Source organism: Neisseria sp. P0020.S005 (assembly GCF_051957055.1).
GTDB classification, from domain to species: domain Bacteria; phylum Pseudomonadota; class Gammaproteobacteria; order Burkholderiales; family Neisseriaceae; genus Neisseria; species Neisseria subflava_A.
The window spans coordinates 1-17,118 of record NZ_JBQCWV010000002.1; the positions used below are offsets into that span (position 1 = coordinate 1).

A 17,118-nucleotide genomic window follows, 5' to 3' on the forward strand; every position below is an offset into this window, starting at 1 on the left:
GTTCCGATATATTACTCACCCGTTCGCCACTCGCCACCCAAGAAGCAAGCTTCTCTGTGCTGCCGTCCGACTTGCATGTGTAAAGCATGCCGCCAGCGTTCAATCTGAGCCAGGATCAAACTCTTATGTTCAATCTCTAACTTATAACTTCTGGTCTGCTTCAAAGAAACCGACAGGACAATGTCTAAAACATCATCTTGTCTGTCTTTCAAACAGTGTGAGGCCTAACGCACTCACACTTATCGGTAATCTGTTTTTTAAAGAGCGAATCGAATTATACAGTACATTTAGCAAATGTCAACTAAAATTATCGAAAATTTCAACCAACTGTGTTATACTATCTGCTTCGTTTTCTTCACCGCGTCAGCAGCGAAGAACCGAACTATACTCCTCCCAACAAAACCAGTCAACACCTTTCGCAAAATTATTTTCGAAAATTTAATCACCACCCTGTTTTAACAGGGTTTTTATTTTTCTAAAAACACCTCAAATCTTCCCTATTCGCTTCCCAAATCCAACCCGATTCAATACTAAGGCCGTCTGAAAGAGTATTTCAGACGGCCTTTTTGAGGTTTTATGTCTATATTTTAGTCGGCAAACTGTTTTTTCATTCGTTCGCGTCGCTCTTGCGCTTCTACGGACAGTGTCGCGGTCGGACGTGCCAGCAGGCGTTTGAGGCCGATGGGTTCGCCGGTATCGGCACAGAAACCGTAATCGCCTTCGTCAATGCTGCGGATGGTTGCTTGTACTTTACTGAGAAGTTTACGCTCGCGGTCGCGGGTGCGCAGTTCTAAAGCGTATTCTTCTTCTTGGGTAGCGCGGTCGGCAGGATCGGGGGCGGATTCGTGCTCTTGGAGATGACCGGTAGTGGTGTTTGCATTTTCAATCAGCTCTTCTTGCATTTTAACCAGTAGTTCGCGGAAGAAGGCCAATTGGTCGCTGTTCATGTAGTCCTCTTCAGGACCATCCCAGTTTAAAATATCTTGTTCTGTCAGCTTTGCCATGGTGTCTGCTTTCGGTTTATGTTAATGATTTGGATGCTACGGGTTTGCTTTTATTGGGTTTTCTTGAATTTCCGTTTTGGAAATTGGGCGAATCATATCATGTTTTACCTATTCATTTGTTCTTTATATTTCGATTTGCACTTTTTTGCACTAGCTTACGCCTAAATATATTAATGCGCTTTTTAGGACGTTGTATTTTTGGTCGTTAATACCTGCTGCGCTTTCAGACAGCCTATTGAAGCAACCATAGGTTGGTTTGCTGGATAAGCTGGGGAAACCATCGTGTCAGCCACAACCATAATAAGAGTGCCAGCAAACTGCCTGAAAAATCGTATCGCCCTGCGCGTAAGAAGGAAAACGGTTTGAGCAATGGCTGCAGGATTCGTTCGATGGCATAAGTCAACGGCGAATAGCGACCCTGTATGCTGGACACCATTCTGATAATCAGAGCGATAAGTAATGTATAGGCTGCGGCTTTCAGCATATGGAGTGCGGCAAACCAGAAGTTTGCCAGAATCAGCTTATTGCTGATGGATAATGCCGGCGAGATGAAAATAATGGCGGTACAGGCAAGGTAATACACCAGAAAACCTGCGGGCAGGCAGTACCAATCGGTTTTCTCGCCGCTTGGAAATGCTTTTTGCCAAGGTTTGGTCAGCCAGCCTGTTGCCTGTATGCTGAATTTGAGCAGGGGGTGTTCTGCCGCCAATCCTGCGTATCGGAGCAAAAAGCGTGTGATACACAGGATGGCAACGGCGTCTGCCAATAATAGGAGCAAGTCGCCGCGCATGTTCAGACGGCCTTGTATTGTTGCGCCATTTCTTGCGAACGTTTAACGCAGGCTTCTACGCCCTGTTCGATGGCCTCGGCAACGTGACGGGCTTTGAAGGTTTCGATGGCTTCGTGTGTCGTGCCGCCTTTGGAAGTTACGTTTTGCTGTAATTGTGCGAATGCTTCGCCGGTTTGTTCGGCCAAAGCCACGGCGCCTTTAAATGTGGCGAGGCTCAATTCGCGTGCGTCTTGTTCGTTGAAACCTTGTGCCAAAGCCGCTTTTTGGAGCGCGCCCAACAGATAGAAAACGTAGGCGGGGCCGCTGCCGCTGATGCCGGTAATATTGTGGAGTTGCTCTTCCTCGTTCAGCCAAACGGTCGTGCCGACAGAGCGCATGATGCCGTCGGCGGCTGCGCGGTCGGCTTCTGAAACGCTTGCATCGGCAAACATACCGGATACGCCCAAACCGATTTTAGCCGGCGTATTGGGCATGATGCGTACGATACGGCGTGTGCCGCCCAGATACTGGCTGAGGGTATCGATGGACAATCCGGCCGCTACGGACAACACCAGCGCGCCATTCAAACGAATGTTTTGACAGGCTGCCTGCATGTCTTGCGGTTTGACGGCGAGAATGAGAACGTCGTCCGCACTCAATTCGGGCAGGTTTTCAGAAGTGGCTACGCCCAATTCTTGAACCAGCTGCGCCCGTCTTTCGGCGCCGCGTTCGACAATGTGGACACGATAGCTGTCTTGTTTGACCAAACCGCCTGCAATGGCAGTCGCCATATTGCCGCCGCCGAGAAAATAGATATTCATATATATGTCACTCCTTTGTGATATCGATCAGGCCGTCTGAAACTGCTGTCTGCCCTGTTCAAACGGCCTATTACTTTTATTGAGGATAATGCCGCTTGCCGAAAATCGCGCTGCCGATGCGGACATGGGTTGCGCCGCATTCTACCGCGATTGGCATATCTCCGGACATACCCATAGACAAAACATCTGCTTCGACGCCTGCCGCGTTCAGCTCAGCCAACAGCCGTTGCATAGTGTAAAACTGGCTGCGTAACTCATCGTCGCTGCTGTCGGCCTTGGCCACACACATCAATCCGCGCACTTTAATATTTGGCAACTTGGCCACTTCAAGGGCCAGCTCGACCGCTTCAGTGGGCGCTACGCCGTGTTTTGCTTCTTCCGCAGCGATGTTCACTTCAATGCACACCTGCAACGGCGGCATTTCAGACGGCCTTTGTTCGCTCAAGCGCCACGCCGTTTTCAGACGGCCTATCGTATGCACCCAATGTGCGCGCTCTGCCACAAATTTGGTTTTATTAGACTGCACATCGCCGATAACGTGCCAAACAATATCCGGCAAATCGGCCAGCGTTTCCGTTTTCTCAAACCATTCCTGAATATAGTTCTCGCCAAAATCGCGCTGACCGGCCGCATACACTTCGCGGATATCGTCTGCCGGAAAGGTCTTGCTAACCGCTACCAGCTTTACCGCATCCGCAGGCCGTCCGGCAACCTCAGCCGCCTGTTCAACTGCCCGGCATACGTCCTGATAGTTTTGTTGCAATACCGACATGTTTTTCTCCTTTAACCCGTTCATCACTCGGCATTTTGAAAATTTTACTTGGTCGAACGGATTTATCTATTTAAAATAAAGCGATTTTATTATTCTAAACCAAAACAAGGCCACATTATGCAGATTACCGACTTACTCGCGTTCGGCGTGAAAAACAAAGCCTCCGACCTCCATTTGAGTTCGGGCATTTCCCCTATGATACGCGTACACGGCGACATCCGCCGCATCAACCTGCCCGAGATGAGTTCGGAAGAAGTCGGTACCATGATTACCTCGGTCATGAACGACCACCAGCGCAAGCTCTATCAACAGGATTTTGAAGTCGATTTCTCATTTGAGCTGCCTAATGTTGCCCGTTTCCGCGTCAACGCCTTTATGACCGAACGCGGCCCGGCCGCCGTATTCCGTACCATTCCGAGCACCGTTCTGACGCTGGAAGAATTGCGTGCGCCGCGCATTTTCCAAAAAATTGCCGAAAATCCGCGCGGTTTGGTCTTGGTAACCGGCCCGACCGGTTCGGGTAAATCCACCACGCTGGCGGCGATGGTCAACTACATCAACGAAACCCAACCGGCCCACATTCTGACCATCGAGGACCCGATTGAGTTCGTCCACCAAAGCAAAAAGGCACTCATCAACCAGCGCGAGCTGCATCAGCACACCCACAGCTTCACCAACGCCCTGCGTTCCGCCCTGCGCGAAGACCCCGACGTGATTTTGATCGGTGAGATGCGCGACCCTGAAACCATCTCCCTCGCCCTGACTGCCGCCGAAACCGGCCACTTGGTTTTCGGCACGCTGCACACAACCGGTGCCGCCAAAACCATCGACCGTATTGTCGACGTATTCCCAGCAGGCGAAAAAGAAATCGTGCGCTCCATGTTGTCCGAATCCTTGCGCGCCATCATTTCTCAAACCCTGCTGAAAACCCACGACGGCAACGGCCGTGTCGCCGCACACGAAATCCTGATTTCCACACCGGCCGTGCGCAACCTCATCCGCGAAAACAAAATCGCCCAAATCAACGCCGCCCTCCAAACCGGTCAGGCCCACGGTATGCAAACCCTCGATCAAGCCCTGCAAACCCTTGTCCGCCAAGGCACCATCAGCCCCGAGCTGGCACACAGCAAGGCGCAAAACATCGAAAACCTCTCTGTTTTCTAAACCATCCTCAGGCCGTCTGAACCCTATCCTCCCGTTTTCAGACGGCCTTTCAGCCTGACCGAATACCCGTTTTAAAGAGAATCATCATGAGCGACCTCGCCCCTCTGCACGACCTGTTAAGCGAAATGGTGCAAGCCTACTCACAAAAAAACCAAGCACCGCACATCCCCACCCCGGCCGAAATCGGCACGCATCTTCATCCCCTGCTCGACCGCATGTGTGAAGAAGCCGAAAAACGCAACGCATCCGACATCTTCATCAGCGCAGGCTTTCCCCCTGCCATCAAAGTCGGCGGCACCCTCACGCCCATGCCCCACAAAGCGCTGACCGGCGCGGACACCGCCGCCATCGCCGAATCCACCATGAACCCCGACCAGCTCGAAGCCTTCAATCGCGACTGGGAAATCAACTATTCCGTCCAATCGCGCAGCAACACGCGCTACCGCGTCAACGCCTACCACGAGCAAGGCCGCGTCGGCATGGTATTGCGCCGCGTCAGCCAAGACATTCCCGAAATGAAGACCCTCGGTTTGCCCGAAAAACTCCAAGAGCTTGCACTCGCGCCGCGCGGCCTGCTGATCCTCGCCGGCCCGACCGGTTCGGGTAAGTCCACCACCATGGCCTCCATGCTCAACTACCGCAACCAAAAGCTGCCCGGCCATATCGTTACCATCGAAGACCCCATCGAGTTTATCTACAAACCTTGCCGCAGCATCTTCACCCAGCGCGAAATCGGCATCGATACCGACAACTGGAAAACCGCCGTTCAAAGCGCCATGCGTCAAGCGCCTGACGTCGTCTGCATCGGCGAAGTCCGCAGCGAAGAAAGCATGGAATACGCCCTCCAACTGGCTCAAACCGGTCATCTGTGCGTTTTCACCATCCATGCCAGCACAGCCTCCCAAACCATCGAGCGCATCATCAATTTCTATCCGGAAGACCGCCGCCAACAGGTTTTGATGGATTTGGCGTTAAACCTCGTCGGCATCATCGGCCAACGCCTCACCATCAAGAAAAACCGCCAACGCACGGCCGTTACCGACCTCCTGCTCAACACTCCGGCCATGCAGGACTTGATTTTCAAAGGCGAATTGCTGGAAATCCGCGACCTGATGGCACGCTCCGGCAGCAACGGCATGCAGACGTTCGACCAAAACCTCTTCAACCTCTACGCACAAGGCCAAATCGAACTCAGCGAAGCCCTGCGCCAAGCGGTATCCGCCAACGATTTGCGCCTGCGCATTCAAATGCACGACGAGGGCAACAATACCGAACGTCTCTACGACCGCATCAGCGACCTCAACCTGATGACCTAATGGCGCAAGCCAAACAAGGCCGTCTGAACGGATGTGGAAACGAAATCAAGTATTTTCCCGTATCCGTTCAGACGGCCTTATCCTATTTCAAACATTCTGAAACCGACTGAAAATCCTGTTAAAATCCAATCATTCACCTCATAACGAATAATAAACAACACCATCATGAACACTCCGCCGCTCAAACCTCTGATCATTGCCTCCCTGCCCGTCTTCGCCAGCGTATTCATCGCCGCCACCCTCGTTTGGCACTTCGATACACCCAAACTGGTTATGCCCTTCGTACTCGGCATTATTGCCGGCGGTTTGGTCGATTTGGACAACCGCCTCACAGGCCGTCTGAAAAACATCGTCATCACCGTTGCCCTGTTTACCCTCTCCTCATTGCTTGCCCAAAGCACCATCGGCACAGGCGTTCCCTTCATCTTGGCCATGACCCTGATGACTTTCGGCTTCACCATCCTCGGCACCGTCGGCCTCAAATACCGCACCTTCGCTTTCGGTGCGCTCGCCGTCGCCACCTACACCACGCTGACCTACACCCCCGAAACCTACTGGCTGACCAACCCCGTCATGATTCTGTTGGGCACTGTCCTATACAGCGTCAATACCCTGATCTTCCAAATCATCCTGCCCCACCGCCCCGTCCAAGAAACCGTTGCCAACGCCTACGACGCACTCAGCAACTACTTCGATGCCAAAGCCGACTTTTTCGACCCCGACGAAGCCGCATGGTTGGGCAACCGCCAAATCGACTTGGCCATGAGTAACACCGGCGTGATTACCGCCTTCAACCAATGCCGCGGCGCACTTTTCTACCGGTTGCGCGGCCAACACCGCCATCCGCGTACCGCCAAAATGCTGCGCTACTACCTCTGCGCGCAAGACATGCACGAACGCATCAGCTCCGCCCACGTCGATTACAGCGAAATGGCCGAGCAGCTCAAAAATACCGACCTCATCTTCCGCATCCGCCGCCTGCTCGAAATGCAAGGCCAGGCGTGCCGCAACGTTGCCGCCTCCCTGCGCAACAACAAACCCTACGCATACAGCAAACGCCTCGGCCGCGCCATGGAAGGCTGCCGCCAATCCCTCAGCCATTTTGCCGAGACCCATGCCGACAATGCCAACCTCCACAATATCCGTCGCCTGCTCGACAACCTCAGCAGCGTCGATTACCAACTGCGGCAACTGCAAAACGATGCGTCCCTTGCCGAAAACGACAACGCCAACACCCGCATCGCCGCCCTTGAAAACACCAAGTTCCGCAATATCGGCGAGACCGTCCTCAGCCAGCTCAATTTCGAATCCGGCGTCTTCCGCCATGCCACTCGCCTCTCCATCGTCGTGGCCGCAGCCTGCATCATCGTCGAAATCCTCCATCTCAACCTCGGCTACTGGATTCTGCTGACCGCCCTCTTCGTCTGCCAACCCAACTACACCGCCACCAAAAGCCGCGTGTACCAACGTATCGCCGGCACGATTCTCGGCGTGATTGTCGGTTCGCTCGTCCCCTACTTCACCCCGTCTGTTGAAACCAAACTCTGGATTGTCATCGCCAGCACCACCCTGTTTTTCATCACCCGAAGCTATAAATACAGCTTCTCCACCTTCTTCATCACCATCCAAGCCCTGACCAGCCTCTCGCTTGCCGGTTTGGACGTGTACCACGCCATGCCCATCCGCATCATCGACACCATCGTCGGTTCCGTTATCGCATGGGCTGCCGCCACCTACCTCTGGCCCGATTGGCGTTACCTCACTCTCAGCCACACCGCCGCCCAAACCATCACTGCCAACGGCCGTTATCTCGACGCCATCCTCGACCAGCTGCAAAACGGCAGCCGCGACGATTTCGACTACCGCCTTACCCGCCGCCAAGCCCATGAAAGCACCGCCGCCCTCAGCAGCACCCTGTCTGACATGAGCAGCAACCCGAAAAAATACCAAGACCGCCTGCAAGACGGTTTTACCCTGCTCAAAACCAGCTATGCGCTGACCGGCCATATTTCCGCGCTCGGCGCATACCGCGACCAAGTCCGAATCGACGGCAACGACGGCTTTGCGCCCTATGCCAAGCTAACCCACCACATCGCCGAGTTGCTGACCCAAATGCCCCAAACCGACCCCGAGGCTTTTGAAACGGCTATGACCCAAATCCGTCAGGAATTTGCCGAGCTTGAACAAAACACACAAGCGCAGCAAGACCACATCCTCAAACACCAGCTCGACCTGATCATCCGCCAGCTTACCCCGTGCTATCAGGCATTGCACCGACAAGCCGACGTAGAGGCCGTCTGAAAAGAGCCGGACGCTTTCCAGCCTGTTTAGCAACAAGTCTGCCAATCATCAGCGTTGAATCCAGCTGAACCCTTTCTCCAATAAACACCTAAAAACAAAAGGCCGTCTGAAACCTGATTTCCAGATTTCAGACGGCCTTTATTTTTAACAATCGATATTAAAACCGATTACGCGCTGCGTTTTTCCAAGGCAGCAACGGCAGGCAACTCTTTGCCTTCCAAGAACTCAAGGAACGCGCCGCCGCCGGTAGAAATGTAGCTGATTTGATCGGTTACGCCGAATTTGGCAATCGCCGCCAAAGTGTCGCCGCCGCCGGCAATCGAGAACGCATCGCTTTGGGCAATCGCTTCGGCCAATACTTTGGTACCGCCGGCAAATTGGTCAAATTCAAATACGCCGACCGGGCCGTTCCATACGACCGTACCGGCAGCTTTGAGTAAATCGGCCAAAGCAGCGGCAGATTTAGGGCCGATGTCCAAAATCATGTCGTCTTCGGCAACGTCGGCAATGTCTTTCACCACAGCTTCCGCATCGGCGGCAAAGGCTTTAGCGACAACCACATCGGTCGGCAGCGGTACGGAGCCACCTTTGGCCGCCATTTTCGCCATGATTTTTTTGGATTCTTCCACCAAATCGTGTTCGGCCAAAGATTTGCCGATGGCTTTGCCTTCTGCCAACAGGAAAGTATTGGCAATGCCGCCACCGACGATGAGTTGGTCGACTTTATCGGCCAAAGATTCGAGGATGGTCAGTTTGGTAGACACTTTGCTGCCGGCAACGATGGCAACCATCGGATGAGCAGGTTGTTTCAGGGCTTTGCCCAAAGCGTCGAGTTCGCCCGCCATCAACACGCCGGCGCAGGCAACCGGTGCGGCTTGGGCAACGGCTTCAGTCGAAGCTTGGGCACGGTGGGCGGTACCGAATGCGTCGTTGACGAACACGTCGCACAAAGAAGCGTAGGCTTTGCCCAGCTCCAAGTCGTTTTTCTTCTCGCCTTTGTTGATGCGCACGTTTTGCAACATCACAACATCACCGGCATTCAAGGTCGGTTTGTTTTCACGCCAGTCGTTCAATACTTTCACGTCTTTGCCCAACAGTTTGCCCAAATGCGCGGCAACAGGCGCTACATCGTCTTCAGGATGGAATTCGCCTTCGGTCGGACGGCCGAGGTGGGTCATCACGATCACAGACGCGCCGTTGTCCAAGCAGTATTTGATGGATGCGAGCGAAGCGCGGATACGGGTGTCGTCGCTGATGTTGCCGTCTTTAAACGGTACGTTCATATCGGCGCGGATCAGAACGGTTTTACCTTGAACATTTTGTTCGGTCAGTTTCAAAAATGCCATGATGATTCCTTTGTGATGGTTGGAAACGGGAATGTTTGGGATTATCCGCGAATGAGGCGCGACGGTAAAGATTGGCAACGGCCGCGCTTGATGTGAATCAGCAGATAAGGCTGCAGGCCGTCTGAAATATTCGGCCAATCTTTCAGATTTTCCGCTATACTTTGGCAATTGATTTTCATTTTACGGATTAAACCATGTTACGCCGAATTGCTTTAATGCTTGCCTTCGCGCTACCTGCCGCCTCATGGGCGCAGACGCTTTCTGAAACCCTGCCCAACGGTCTGGAAATCATCGTCAAAGAAGACCACCGCGCGCCTGTGGCCGTTTCGCAGATTTGGTACAAAATCGGCAGCGTGGATGAAAAACCGGGCAAAAGCGGCCTGAGCCACGCTTTGGAACACATGATGTTTAAAGGCACGAAAGACGTCCCCTCCGGCGAGTTCAACCGCCGCGTGTCCGAGCTGGGCGGGCAAAACAATGCCTATACCAACCGTAATGAAACGGTGTATTACGAAAACGTCGCCGCCGCCAACCTGCCCGAGATTCTGAAGCTCGAAGCCGACCGCATGCACAACCTCAACTTCAGCGACAAAGAATTCCTCAACGAGATGAACGTCATCCGTGAAGAACGCCGCCAGCGCACGGAAGACACGGCCGACGGCAAAATGTGGGAGCAAGCCTATCTTGCCGCCTTTACCCAACCGTCCATGCGCGCCTCCGTCATCGGCTACATGAAAGATTTGCACACCCTAAAAGCCGACGACCTGCGCGCGTGGTACAAACAGTATTACGCGCCCAACAATGCCGTATTGGTCATTGTCGGCGATGTCGATGCCAAACAAACGCTTCAGACGGCCGCCAAACTCTTTGGCGATATTCCGGCCAAAGCCCAACCGCCGCGCAACAAGCTCCATACCGAACCCTATTTGCGCAAGCCTGTTACGGTTAAAGCCACTTCTCCAGTCACACACCAGCCACTGATTGCTATCAACTTCCGTGTGCCGAAACTCCAAAAATTCGATGACACGATGCCTTTCGCCCTCGACATCCTCTCCGATATTTTGGCAGGCAACGCGTCCAGCCGTTTTGATAAAAACCTCGTGCGCGGCAAACAAACCGCATTGAGCGCAGGCACGCATTACGACATCATCAGCCGTGAAATGCCGCTGTTCAGCGTCATGGCCATGCCTGCCGAAGGCGTGAAAACCGATACTTTGATTGCCCAGCTGCGCCAAGAAATCAAAGACATTGCCGACAACGGCGTTTCCGAAGAAGAATTGCAGCGCGTCAAAACCCAGGCAGCGGTCAGCGAAATCTACGCCAAAGACTCCATGTCTTCCCAAGCCTCCATGATGGGCCGCCTCGAAGCGCGCGGTTTCCAATATACCGACGAACAAGAAATCCACCGCCGCTTACAGGCAGTCAGCGCGCAAGAAGTACAGGCCGCCGCCCGGATGTTGACCGACGAGCGCATGAGTACCGTCATCATCGAGCCGCAAAAAACAGCCACCGCGCCAAGCAAAAAAGCTGCCAAACGCCGATAAACATCAGGCCGTCTGAAAGCCCATACCCTTTCAGACGGCCTTAACAGAAAGCCACAACATGAAACCCACCCTGCTCGCCCTTGCCCTACTCCTGCCCTTAAGCGTCCAAGCCGCCACCGACATCCAACGCTGGCGCAACCGCGACGGCACCCAAATTCTCCTTGTCGAACGCCACGAAAACCCCATCATCGACCTTGAAGTCAGCTTCAAGGGCGCAGGCAGCGTCGCCAATCCGGACGGCAAAAGCCAAGTTGCCGAATTTACTGCCGCCCTCCTGACCGACGGCACCCAAGAGCTGGACGAAGAAGCCTTCAATGCCGAAGCCGACAACATCGGCGCACAAATCAGCAGCGACAGCAATGCCGAAAGCGCGTCCGCAGGCTTCCGCAGCCTCAGCAAAGCCGACATCCGCGACAAAGCCGCCAACTTGCTCAACCACTCGCTGACCCGTCCGCGTTTTGACGAAGCCGTTTTCCGCCGCCGTCAAATCCAATCCATTACCGGCTTGCAACAACAAGAAACCACCCCCGACTACACCGCCACGCGCGAACTGACCAAACTCATCTACCCGAACCATCCCTACGGCAGCGGCGCAAACATAACCGTCGACAGCCTCAAACAAGTTAGTCTGGACGACATCCGCGCCTTCCACCGCACCCACTACGGCAAAGACAACGCCATCGTCGCCATCGTCGGCGACCTCAACCGCAAACAGGCAGAGCAACTGGTCGATCGCGTCCTCAAAGACCTGCCGGCCAAAGCCACCGCAACCCACGCCATCCCGCCCGTTCCCAAACAAACCGCCCAACGCCGCGACATCCCCTTTGCCGGCACACAAGCACAAGTCCTGCTCGGCACCTCCCTCATCAAACGCCACGACCCCGACTACTACGCCCTCGTTGCCGGCAACTACATCCTCGGCGGCGGCGGTTTCGACAGCCGCCTCATGAAAGTTTTGCGCGACCAACACGGCTACACCTACGGCGTATACAGCAGCCTCACCCCGGCAACAGAAGAAGGCACATTTACCGTTTCATACTCTACCCAAAAGAAAAACACCAAAGCCTCACTGGCCGACACCCAAGCCGTCATCGAGCAGTTTATCGCCGAAGGCCCGACCGAAGCCGAGCTGAAACAGGCCAAAGCCAACATCATCGGCAGCTTCCCCCTGCGCTACGATTCTAACGACAAACTGCTCAACTACCTGAGCCTGATCGGCCTCTACGACCTGCCCAACGACTACTTGGAAGTCTATCCCAAAGCCATCAACAGCCTGACCGTCGAACAAGTCCGCGACGCATGGCAACGCCGCGTCAAATTCAAAGACCTCAACACCGTCGTTGTCGGCGCAGAATAAAACGCTTTAAAACAACAGGCCGTCTGAAAGATTTTTCAGACGGCCTGTTGTCATTCTGTCGGTTTGCTGATCTTGCCATCAGAGGCCACTCTAATCAATAAAATATCGGTCACAATCAACTGTTGTTGTACATTTATAATGAAAGCAAAGACATCATAAATAGCATTTCTATTACTGAAACCGACAAATAAAAAGGCCGTCTGAAAGAAACCTTGAAACAGGTTTCAGACGGCCTTTTTTAACCGGTTTATTGTTTATTCAACCGTTACCGATTTAGCCAAGTTACGCGGTTTGTCCACGTCTGTACCGCGTTCAAGGGCGGCGTGGTAAGACAGGAGCTGCACGGGGATGGTGTGCACAATCGGCGAGAGTACGCCGACGTGGCGTGGGGCGCGGATAACGTGCACGCCTTCGGTAGCGTTGAAGTTGCTGTCGAGGTCGGCGAAGACAAAGAGTTCGCCGCCGCGTGCGCCGACTTCCTGCATGTTGGCTTTCACTTTGTCCAACAGGCTGTCGTTCGGGGCAATCACGACAACGGGCATATTTTCGTCCACCAAGGCCAACGGGCCGTGTTTCAACTCACCCGCAGGATACGCTTCGGCGTGGATATAGGTAATCTCTTTCAGCTTCAATGCGCCTTCAAGGGCGATTGGGAAGTGGATACCGCGGCCGAGGAAGAGTGCGCTGGTTTTCTTGGCAAATTTTTGCGCCCAAGCGGCGATTTGCGGCTCCAGATTGAGAGCGTGCTGAATGCTGCCCGGCAGTTGGCGCAGTTCTTCAACGTATTCACGCGCTTGTTCGTCAGAAACCAGGCCGCGCTGTTTGCCCAAGGTAACGGCCAGGCCGAACAGGACAACCAGTTGGGTCGTGAACGCTTTGGTAGAGGCAACGCCGATTTCTGCACCTGCGCGGGTGTACAGTACCAATTCGCTTTCACGCGGTAGTGCGGATTCCATCACGTTACAAATAGACAGGCTGTGTTTGTGTCCCAAGGATTGCGCGTATTTCAGGGCTTCCATGGTATCCAAAGTTTCGCCGGATTGGGAAATGGTGATGACCAATTGTTTCGGATCGGCAATCACGTCGCGGTAGCGGTATTCGCTGGCAATTTCGACGTCGGTTGGCACTTTGGCAATGGATTCGAGCCAGTATTTGGCGGTCAGCGCGGCATAGTAGGACGTACCGCAGGCAAGGATTTTGATGCTGTGGATATCGTCGAACACGTCGCGGGCGTTGGCACCGAAATTTTCAGGTTCGAAACCGCCGTCCAAGAAGACTTCGGCAGTATCGGCGATGGCGCGGGGCTGTTCGTGGATTTCTTTTTGCATGAAGTGGCTGTATGGGCCCAACTCCAAAGAAGCCAAAGATAATTCGGACACTTTAATCGCGCGTTCGGTTTGCGCACCGGTTTTGTCGAGCAGTTTTTCGATACCGTTTGCGTTCAGCAGGGCGATGTCGCCGTCTTCCAAGTAAGCGATGCGGCGGGTAAAGGCGATCACGGCGGATACGTCGGAAGCGATAAAGGTTTCTTGGTCGCCCAAGGCTACCAACAGTGGGCAGCCCATGCGCGCAACAACCATTTGTTCAGGGTTGTCTTGTGCGATAACGGCAATGGCGTACGCACCGTGGAAACGGGCAGTCGCAGCTTGGACGGCTTCAAACAGTTTGCCACCGTTTTGCGTGTATTCGTGGTTGACGCTGTGGGCGATGACTTCGGTATCGGTTTGCGATTCAAAGGTGTAACCCAACGCTTGCAGGCGTTCGCGTTCGGCTTCAAAGTTTTCGATGATGCCGTTGTGGACAACCGCGATCATGCCGCCGGAAATGTGAGGGTGGGCGTTAGGCTCGGTTACGCCGCCGTGGGTTGCCCAACGGGTATGGCCGATGCCGATATGGCCGAACACGCCATTTTCACGTGCTGCATCTTCCATCAGCTGAACACGGCCGACACGGCGGACGCGTTTGATTTTGCCGTCCATGTTTACGGCAATACCCGACGAATCGTAGCCTCGGTATTCAAGGCGTTTGAGACCGTCGGTCAGAAAATCGACTACATTGTGATTGGCGCGAATAGCACCTACGATACCGCACATATAAGTTCCTTAGTATCAAAAGTTTGAAAAAATGACTGCTGCTCCGGCTCCCGAAAGCGGCAGTCGGAAAACGCCGTTTTATATTCATTGAAACGGCAAATCTGGGTTTCAGACGGCCTGTTGTTTCTCAAGGCCGTCTGAAAACAAATAAAAGACCAGCCTTACTTCTTATCGCCTTTTTCCGGACGCACCCAGCCTTCGATGACGGTTTGGCGAGAACGGGCGAGAACGAGTTTGCCGTCTTCGCAGTTGCGGGTAATCGCGCTGCCCGCGCCTGTCGTCACTTTGTTGCCGAGGGTAACGGGAGCAACCAGTACACAGTTTGAACCGATGCGCACTTCGTCGCCGATGATGGTTTTGTGTTTGTTCACGCCGTCGTAGTTGGCAATAATCGTGCCGGCACCGAAGTTGGTTTTGCTGCCGATCTCGGCATCACCGATGTAGGTGAGGTGGTTGGCTTTGGTGCCGTTGCCGATGGTGGCGTTTTTGACTTCGACGAAGTTACCGATGTGTACATCATTAGCCAGTTTGGCTTGCGGACGCAAACGGGCGTATGGGCCGATTTGGTTGTTTTCACCGACTTCGCAACCTTCAAAATGGGAGAATGGGGCGATTTTGGTGTTGGCACCGATTTTGGCGTTTTTGATCACGCAATTGGCACCGATTTCGACGTTGTCGCCGAGTTCGACTTCGCCTTCGATGACGACGTTGACGTCAATCACGACATCTTGTCCGTGTTTCAGACGGCCTCGTAAATCAAAACGTGCTGGATCGCGCAGGGTGACGCCTGCTTTGAGCAATTCTTGCGCCTGTTCGGTTTGGAAAATACGCTCGAGTTCGGCCAGTTGGAGTTTGTTGTTCACGCCGGCAGCCAGATGGGAGGCACGGACTTGGACGGGATGAACTTTGATGCCGTCGGCAACGGCTTTGGCGATGAGGTCGGTCAGATAGTATTCGCCTTGGGCATTGTTGCTGGAAAGGCTGTTCAACCAAGCTTCAAGTTTGGCGTTGGGCAGAACCAAAATGCCGGTATTGATTTCTTTCACGGCTTTTTGGGCGGCATCGGCGTCTTTTTCTTCGACAATGGCGGTTACGCTGCCGTTACTGTTGCGGATGATGCGGCCCAAACCTGTCGGGTCGTTGGGCACGTCGGTCAGCAGGCCGACTTCGTCACCTGCGGCTTCGAGCAGGGTTTCGAGGGTGGCTGCGTCAATCAGGGGAACGTCGCCGTACAACACCAGCGTGCGGCCTTCGGCAGACAGGTGCGGCAGGGCGGTTTTGACGGCGTGGCCGGTACCGAGCTGTTCGGTTTGTTCAACCCAAACAACATCGCGTTTGACGGTATCCAAGACCTGCTCTTTGCCGTGGCCGATGACGACGCAGATGTTTTGGGGATTCAGGGAGGCGGCGGTATCGATAACGCGCTCAACCATGGGAAGGCCGCCGATGCGGTGCAGCACTTTGGGCATTTTGGAATACATGCGCGTGCCTTTGCCGGCGGCGAGGATGACGATATTTAAAGCTGTCTGAGCCATGATACGGTTTCCGTTGTCGTTGTTTGAGGCCGTCTGAAAAGTGTGGCAACAAGTGTTGGTTGTTTTTCACTCCGTTTCAGACGGCCTTGGGGATATTGTTATTCGGTTACTGGCTGTTGGTTGGCAAATTGCGGTTTTTGCCAATGTTGGCCGCGTTCGCCGTGTTCAGCATGATCCGCTTGATTGGATTGGACGGCGCGGCGCTCTGGGCGGAACTGGTTGTAATTCATGTTTTTAGAATAAGTACCGTCCTGATAAACGATAGGTGTGCCGGTAGCATATTTTTGGCGTACGGCGGTACGGCCGGATTCGTTGGTGTAGGTTTCCCAAGAGCAACCGGCCAAAACGGCGGCAGTGGTCAGAATTAAAGCGAGTTTACGCATGATGTTGTCCTTGTTTTTAAATGTCGGCAATACCGTGTATTGTACTTGTTTTTGCAAAACTTCACGGCAGTTTTGTGCAAACTTCAAGCAAACCCTGCATATCTTTCGCTATGCCGTCGGCAAATGGCAGCGGATGGGCCTTTTCGCCATACCAAACGGTCTTCATGCCCAAGGCTTTGGCTTGGTGCAGATTGTCGGCGCTGTCGTCCACCATAATGCACTGTTCGGGTGTGACGCCCAACAGGCGGCAGACGTTGAGATAGGCCTGCGGATTAGGTTTGTAGAGCAGGCCGAAGTCGTCCGTGCCGAACAAGCCGTCAAAATGCGCTTCCAAGCCCAACGCCTCAACCAATGCGCGGACATAAAACGAAGGCCCATTGGAAAATACGGCTTTTCGCCCTTTCAGACGGCCTAAAACGTCATCAGTTCCATCCATACCCTCCACCTTTGCCAAAATTTGCTTAAGTGGATGACTTTCAAGCAAAAATTCATCGATATCAACTTCGGGATGATGGATTTGCAAACCGGCAAGCGTCGCGCCGTATCGGTGCCAATAATCTTGGCGCAGTTGGGAGGCGGCTTCTTCGGAAAGCTTCAGACGGCCTGCCATGTATTCGGTCATGGCGCGGTTGATGATGTAGAAAATGCCGGCTTCGGCATTGTGCAAAGTGTTGTCGAGGTCAAACAGCCAAACGGGGGAATAATTCATATCG

Annotated in this window: 14 protein-coding genes and 1 rRNA gene; 5 read left to right on the top strand and 10 right to left on the bottom strand. The window is 53.8% G+C overall.

From position 1 onward, the window contains the following. The 5 genes from ACTHTU_RS02065 to ACTHTU_RS02085 form a co-directional block, all read right to left on the bottom strand. Positions 1-131, bottom strand: a 16S ribosomal RNA gene (locus ACTHTU_RS02065); the annotation flags it as partial. Positions 132-587: 456 nt separating this feature from the next. Further along, a complete protein-coding gene (dksA, locus tag ACTHTU_RS02070) occupies positions 588-1,004 on the bottom strand; it encodes an RNA polymerase-binding protein DksA (RefSeq protein ID WP_003747644.1) in 417 nt (138 codons plus the stop codon). A gap of 232 nt (positions 1,005-1,236) precedes the next feature. Then, positions 1,237-1,794, bottom strand: a complete 558-nt coding sequence (locus tag ACTHTU_RS02075; protein ID WP_222570616.1) for a YggT family protein — start codon at positions 1,792-1,794, stop codon at positions 1,237-1,239. A 2-nt stretch (positions 1,795-1,796) separates the two neighbouring features. Then, positions 1,797-2,594, bottom strand: coding sequence for a pyrroline-5-carboxylate reductase (gene proC, locus ACTHTU_RS02080; protein WP_440361614.1), 798 nt, complete (start codon positions 2,592-2,594; stop codon positions 1,797-1,799). A gap of 76 nt (positions 2,595-2,670) precedes the next feature. After that, positions 2,671-3,366, bottom strand: coding sequence for a YggS family pyridoxal phosphate-dependent enzyme (locus tag ACTHTU_RS02085; RefSeq protein ID WP_440361615.1), 696 nt, complete (start codon positions 3,364-3,366; stop codon positions 2,671-2,673). Between the two features lie 117 nt (positions 3,367-3,483). On the opposite strand from ACTHTU_RS02085, the gene ACTHTU_RS02090 reads away from it, so the two are divergent. From ACTHTU_RS02090 to yccS, 3 genes are all read left to right on the top strand, one after another. Next, complete coding sequence (locus ACTHTU_RS02090) at positions 3,484-4,530, top strand: type IV pilus twitching motility protein PilT (RefSeq protein WP_440361616.1); 1,047 nt, start codon at positions 3,484-3,486, stop codon at positions 4,528-4,530. A gap of 86 nt (positions 4,531-4,616) precedes the next feature. Beyond that, on the top strand, positions 4,617-5,846 hold the full coding sequence (locus ACTHTU_RS02095; protein WP_049333157.1) for a PilT/PilU family type 4a pilus ATPase: 1,230 nt from the start codon (positions 4,617-4,619) through the stop codon (positions 5,844-5,846). A gap of 165 nt (positions 5,847-6,011) precedes the next feature. Beyond that, positions 6,012-8,147, top strand: a complete 2,136-nt coding sequence (yccS, locus tag ACTHTU_RS02100; RefSeq protein WP_440361617.1) for a YccS family putative transporter — start codon at positions 6,012-6,014, stop codon at positions 8,145-8,147. Between the two features lie 167 nt (positions 8,148-8,314). Here the strand turns inward: yccS and ACTHTU_RS02105 are convergent, their stop codons facing one another. Beyond that, positions 8,315-9,493 (bottom strand): phosphoglycerate kinase, encoded by a 1,179-nt coding sequence (locus ACTHTU_RS02105; RefSeq protein WP_440361618.1) that lies wholly within the window; start codon positions 9,491-9,493, stop codon positions 8,315-8,317. Between the two features lie 194 nt (positions 9,494-9,687). On the opposite strand from ACTHTU_RS02105, the gene ACTHTU_RS02110 reads away from it, so the two are divergent. Together ACTHTU_RS02110 and ACTHTU_RS02115 are read left to right on the top strand one after the other, a co-directional pair. Beyond that, entirely contained in the window at positions 9,688-11,037 is a 1,350-nt protein-coding gene (locus ACTHTU_RS02110) for a M16 family metallopeptidase (protein WP_440361619.1), read from the top strand. A 58-nt stretch (positions 11,038-11,095) separates the two neighbouring features. After that, positions 11,096-12,394: a M16 family metallopeptidase gene (locus ACTHTU_RS02115; RefSeq protein WP_440361620.1), complete on the top strand. Its 1,299-nt coding sequence runs from the start codon at positions 11,096-11,098 to the stop codon at positions 12,392-12,394. A 254-nt stretch (positions 12,395-12,648) separates the two neighbouring features. Here the strand turns inward: ACTHTU_RS02115 and glmS are convergent, their stop codons facing one another. The 4 genes from glmS to ACTHTU_RS02135 all read right to left on the bottom strand — a co-directional run bounded on the left by glmS (position 12,649) and on the right by ACTHTU_RS02135 (position 17,114). Continuing rightward, on the bottom strand, positions 12,649-14,487 hold the full coding sequence (gene glmS / locus ACTHTU_RS02120; protein WP_440361621.1) for a glutamine--fructose-6-phosphate transaminase (isomerizing): 1,839 nt from the start codon (positions 14,485-14,487) through the stop codon (positions 12,649-12,651). 161 nt (positions 14,488-14,648) lie between these two features. Further along, complete coding sequence (glmU, locus tag ACTHTU_RS02125) at positions 14,649-16,022, bottom strand: bifunctional UDP-N-acetylglucosamine diphosphorylase/glucosamine-1-phosphate N-acetyltransferase GlmU (RefSeq protein ID WP_440361622.1); 1,374 nt, start codon at positions 16,020-16,022, stop codon at positions 14,649-14,651. A 98-nt stretch (positions 16,023-16,120) separates the two neighbouring features. After that, positions 16,121-16,405, bottom strand: a complete 285-nt coding sequence (locus tag ACTHTU_RS02130) for a hypothetical protein (protein ID WP_440361623.1) — start codon at positions 16,403-16,405, stop codon at positions 16,121-16,123. A gap of 61 nt (positions 16,406-16,466) precedes the next feature. Continuing rightward, positions 16,467-17,114, bottom strand: coding sequence for a pyrimidine 5'-nucleotidase (locus tag ACTHTU_RS02135; protein ID WP_440361624.1), 648 nt, complete (start codon positions 17,112-17,114; stop codon positions 16,467-16,469). Between the last annotated feature and the right edge of the window lie 4 nt (positions 17,115-17,118).

Excerpts from the sequence above, each read along its gene's own strand:
- dksA (WP_003747644.1), bottom strand. The coding sequence starts at position 1,004 with ATGGCAAAGCTGACAGAACAAGATATTTTAAACTGGGATGGTCCTGAA.
- ACTHTU_RS02075 (WP_222570616.1), bottom strand. The coding sequence starts at position 1,794 with ATGCGCGGCGACTTGCTCCTATTATTGGCAGACGCCGTTGCCATCCTG.
- proC (WP_440361614.1), bottom strand. The coding sequence starts at position 2,594 with ATGAATATCTATTTTCTCGGCGGCGGCAATATGGCGACTGCCATTGCA.
- ACTHTU_RS02085 (WP_440361615.1), bottom strand. The coding sequence starts at position 3,366 with ATGTCGGTATTGCAACAAAACTATCAGGACGTATGCCGGGCAGTTGAA.
- ACTHTU_RS02090 (WP_440361616.1), top strand. The coding sequence starts at position 3,484 with ATGCAGATTACCGACTTACTCGCGTTCGGCGTGAAAAACAAAGCCTCC.
- ACTHTU_RS02095 (WP_049333157.1), top strand. The coding sequence starts at position 4,617 with ATGAGCGACCTCGCCCCTCTGCACGACCTGTTAAGCGAAATGGTGCAA.
- yccS (WP_440361617.1), top strand. The coding sequence starts at position 6,012 with ATGAACACTCCGCCGCTCAAACCTCTGATCATTGCCTCCCTGCCCGTC.
- ACTHTU_RS02105 (WP_440361618.1), bottom strand. The coding sequence starts at position 9,493 with ATGGCATTTTTGAAACTGACCGAACAAAATGTTCAAGGTAAAACCGTT.
- ACTHTU_RS02110 (WP_440361619.1), top strand. The coding sequence starts at position 9,688 with ATGTTACGCCGAATTGCTTTAATGCTTGCCTTCGCGCTACCTGCCGCC.
- ACTHTU_RS02115 (WP_440361620.1), top strand. The coding sequence starts at position 11,096 with ATGAAACCCACCCTGCTCGCCCTTGCCCTACTCCTGCCCTTAAGCGTC.
- glmS (WP_440361621.1), bottom strand. The coding sequence starts at position 14,487 with ATGTGCGGTATCGTAGGTGCTATTCGCGCCAATCACAATGTAGTCGAT.
- glmU (WP_440361622.1), bottom strand. The coding sequence starts at position 16,022 with ATGGCTCAGACAGCTTTAAATATCGTCATCCTCGCCGCCGGCAAAGGC.
- ACTHTU_RS02130 (WP_440361623.1), bottom strand. The coding sequence starts at position 16,405 with ATGCGTAAACTCGCTTTAATTCTGACCACTGCCGCCGTTTTGGCCGGT.
- ACTHTU_RS02135 (WP_440361624.1), bottom strand. The coding sequence starts at position 17,114 with ATGAATTATTCCCCCGTTTGGCTGTTTGACCTCGACAACACTTTGCAC.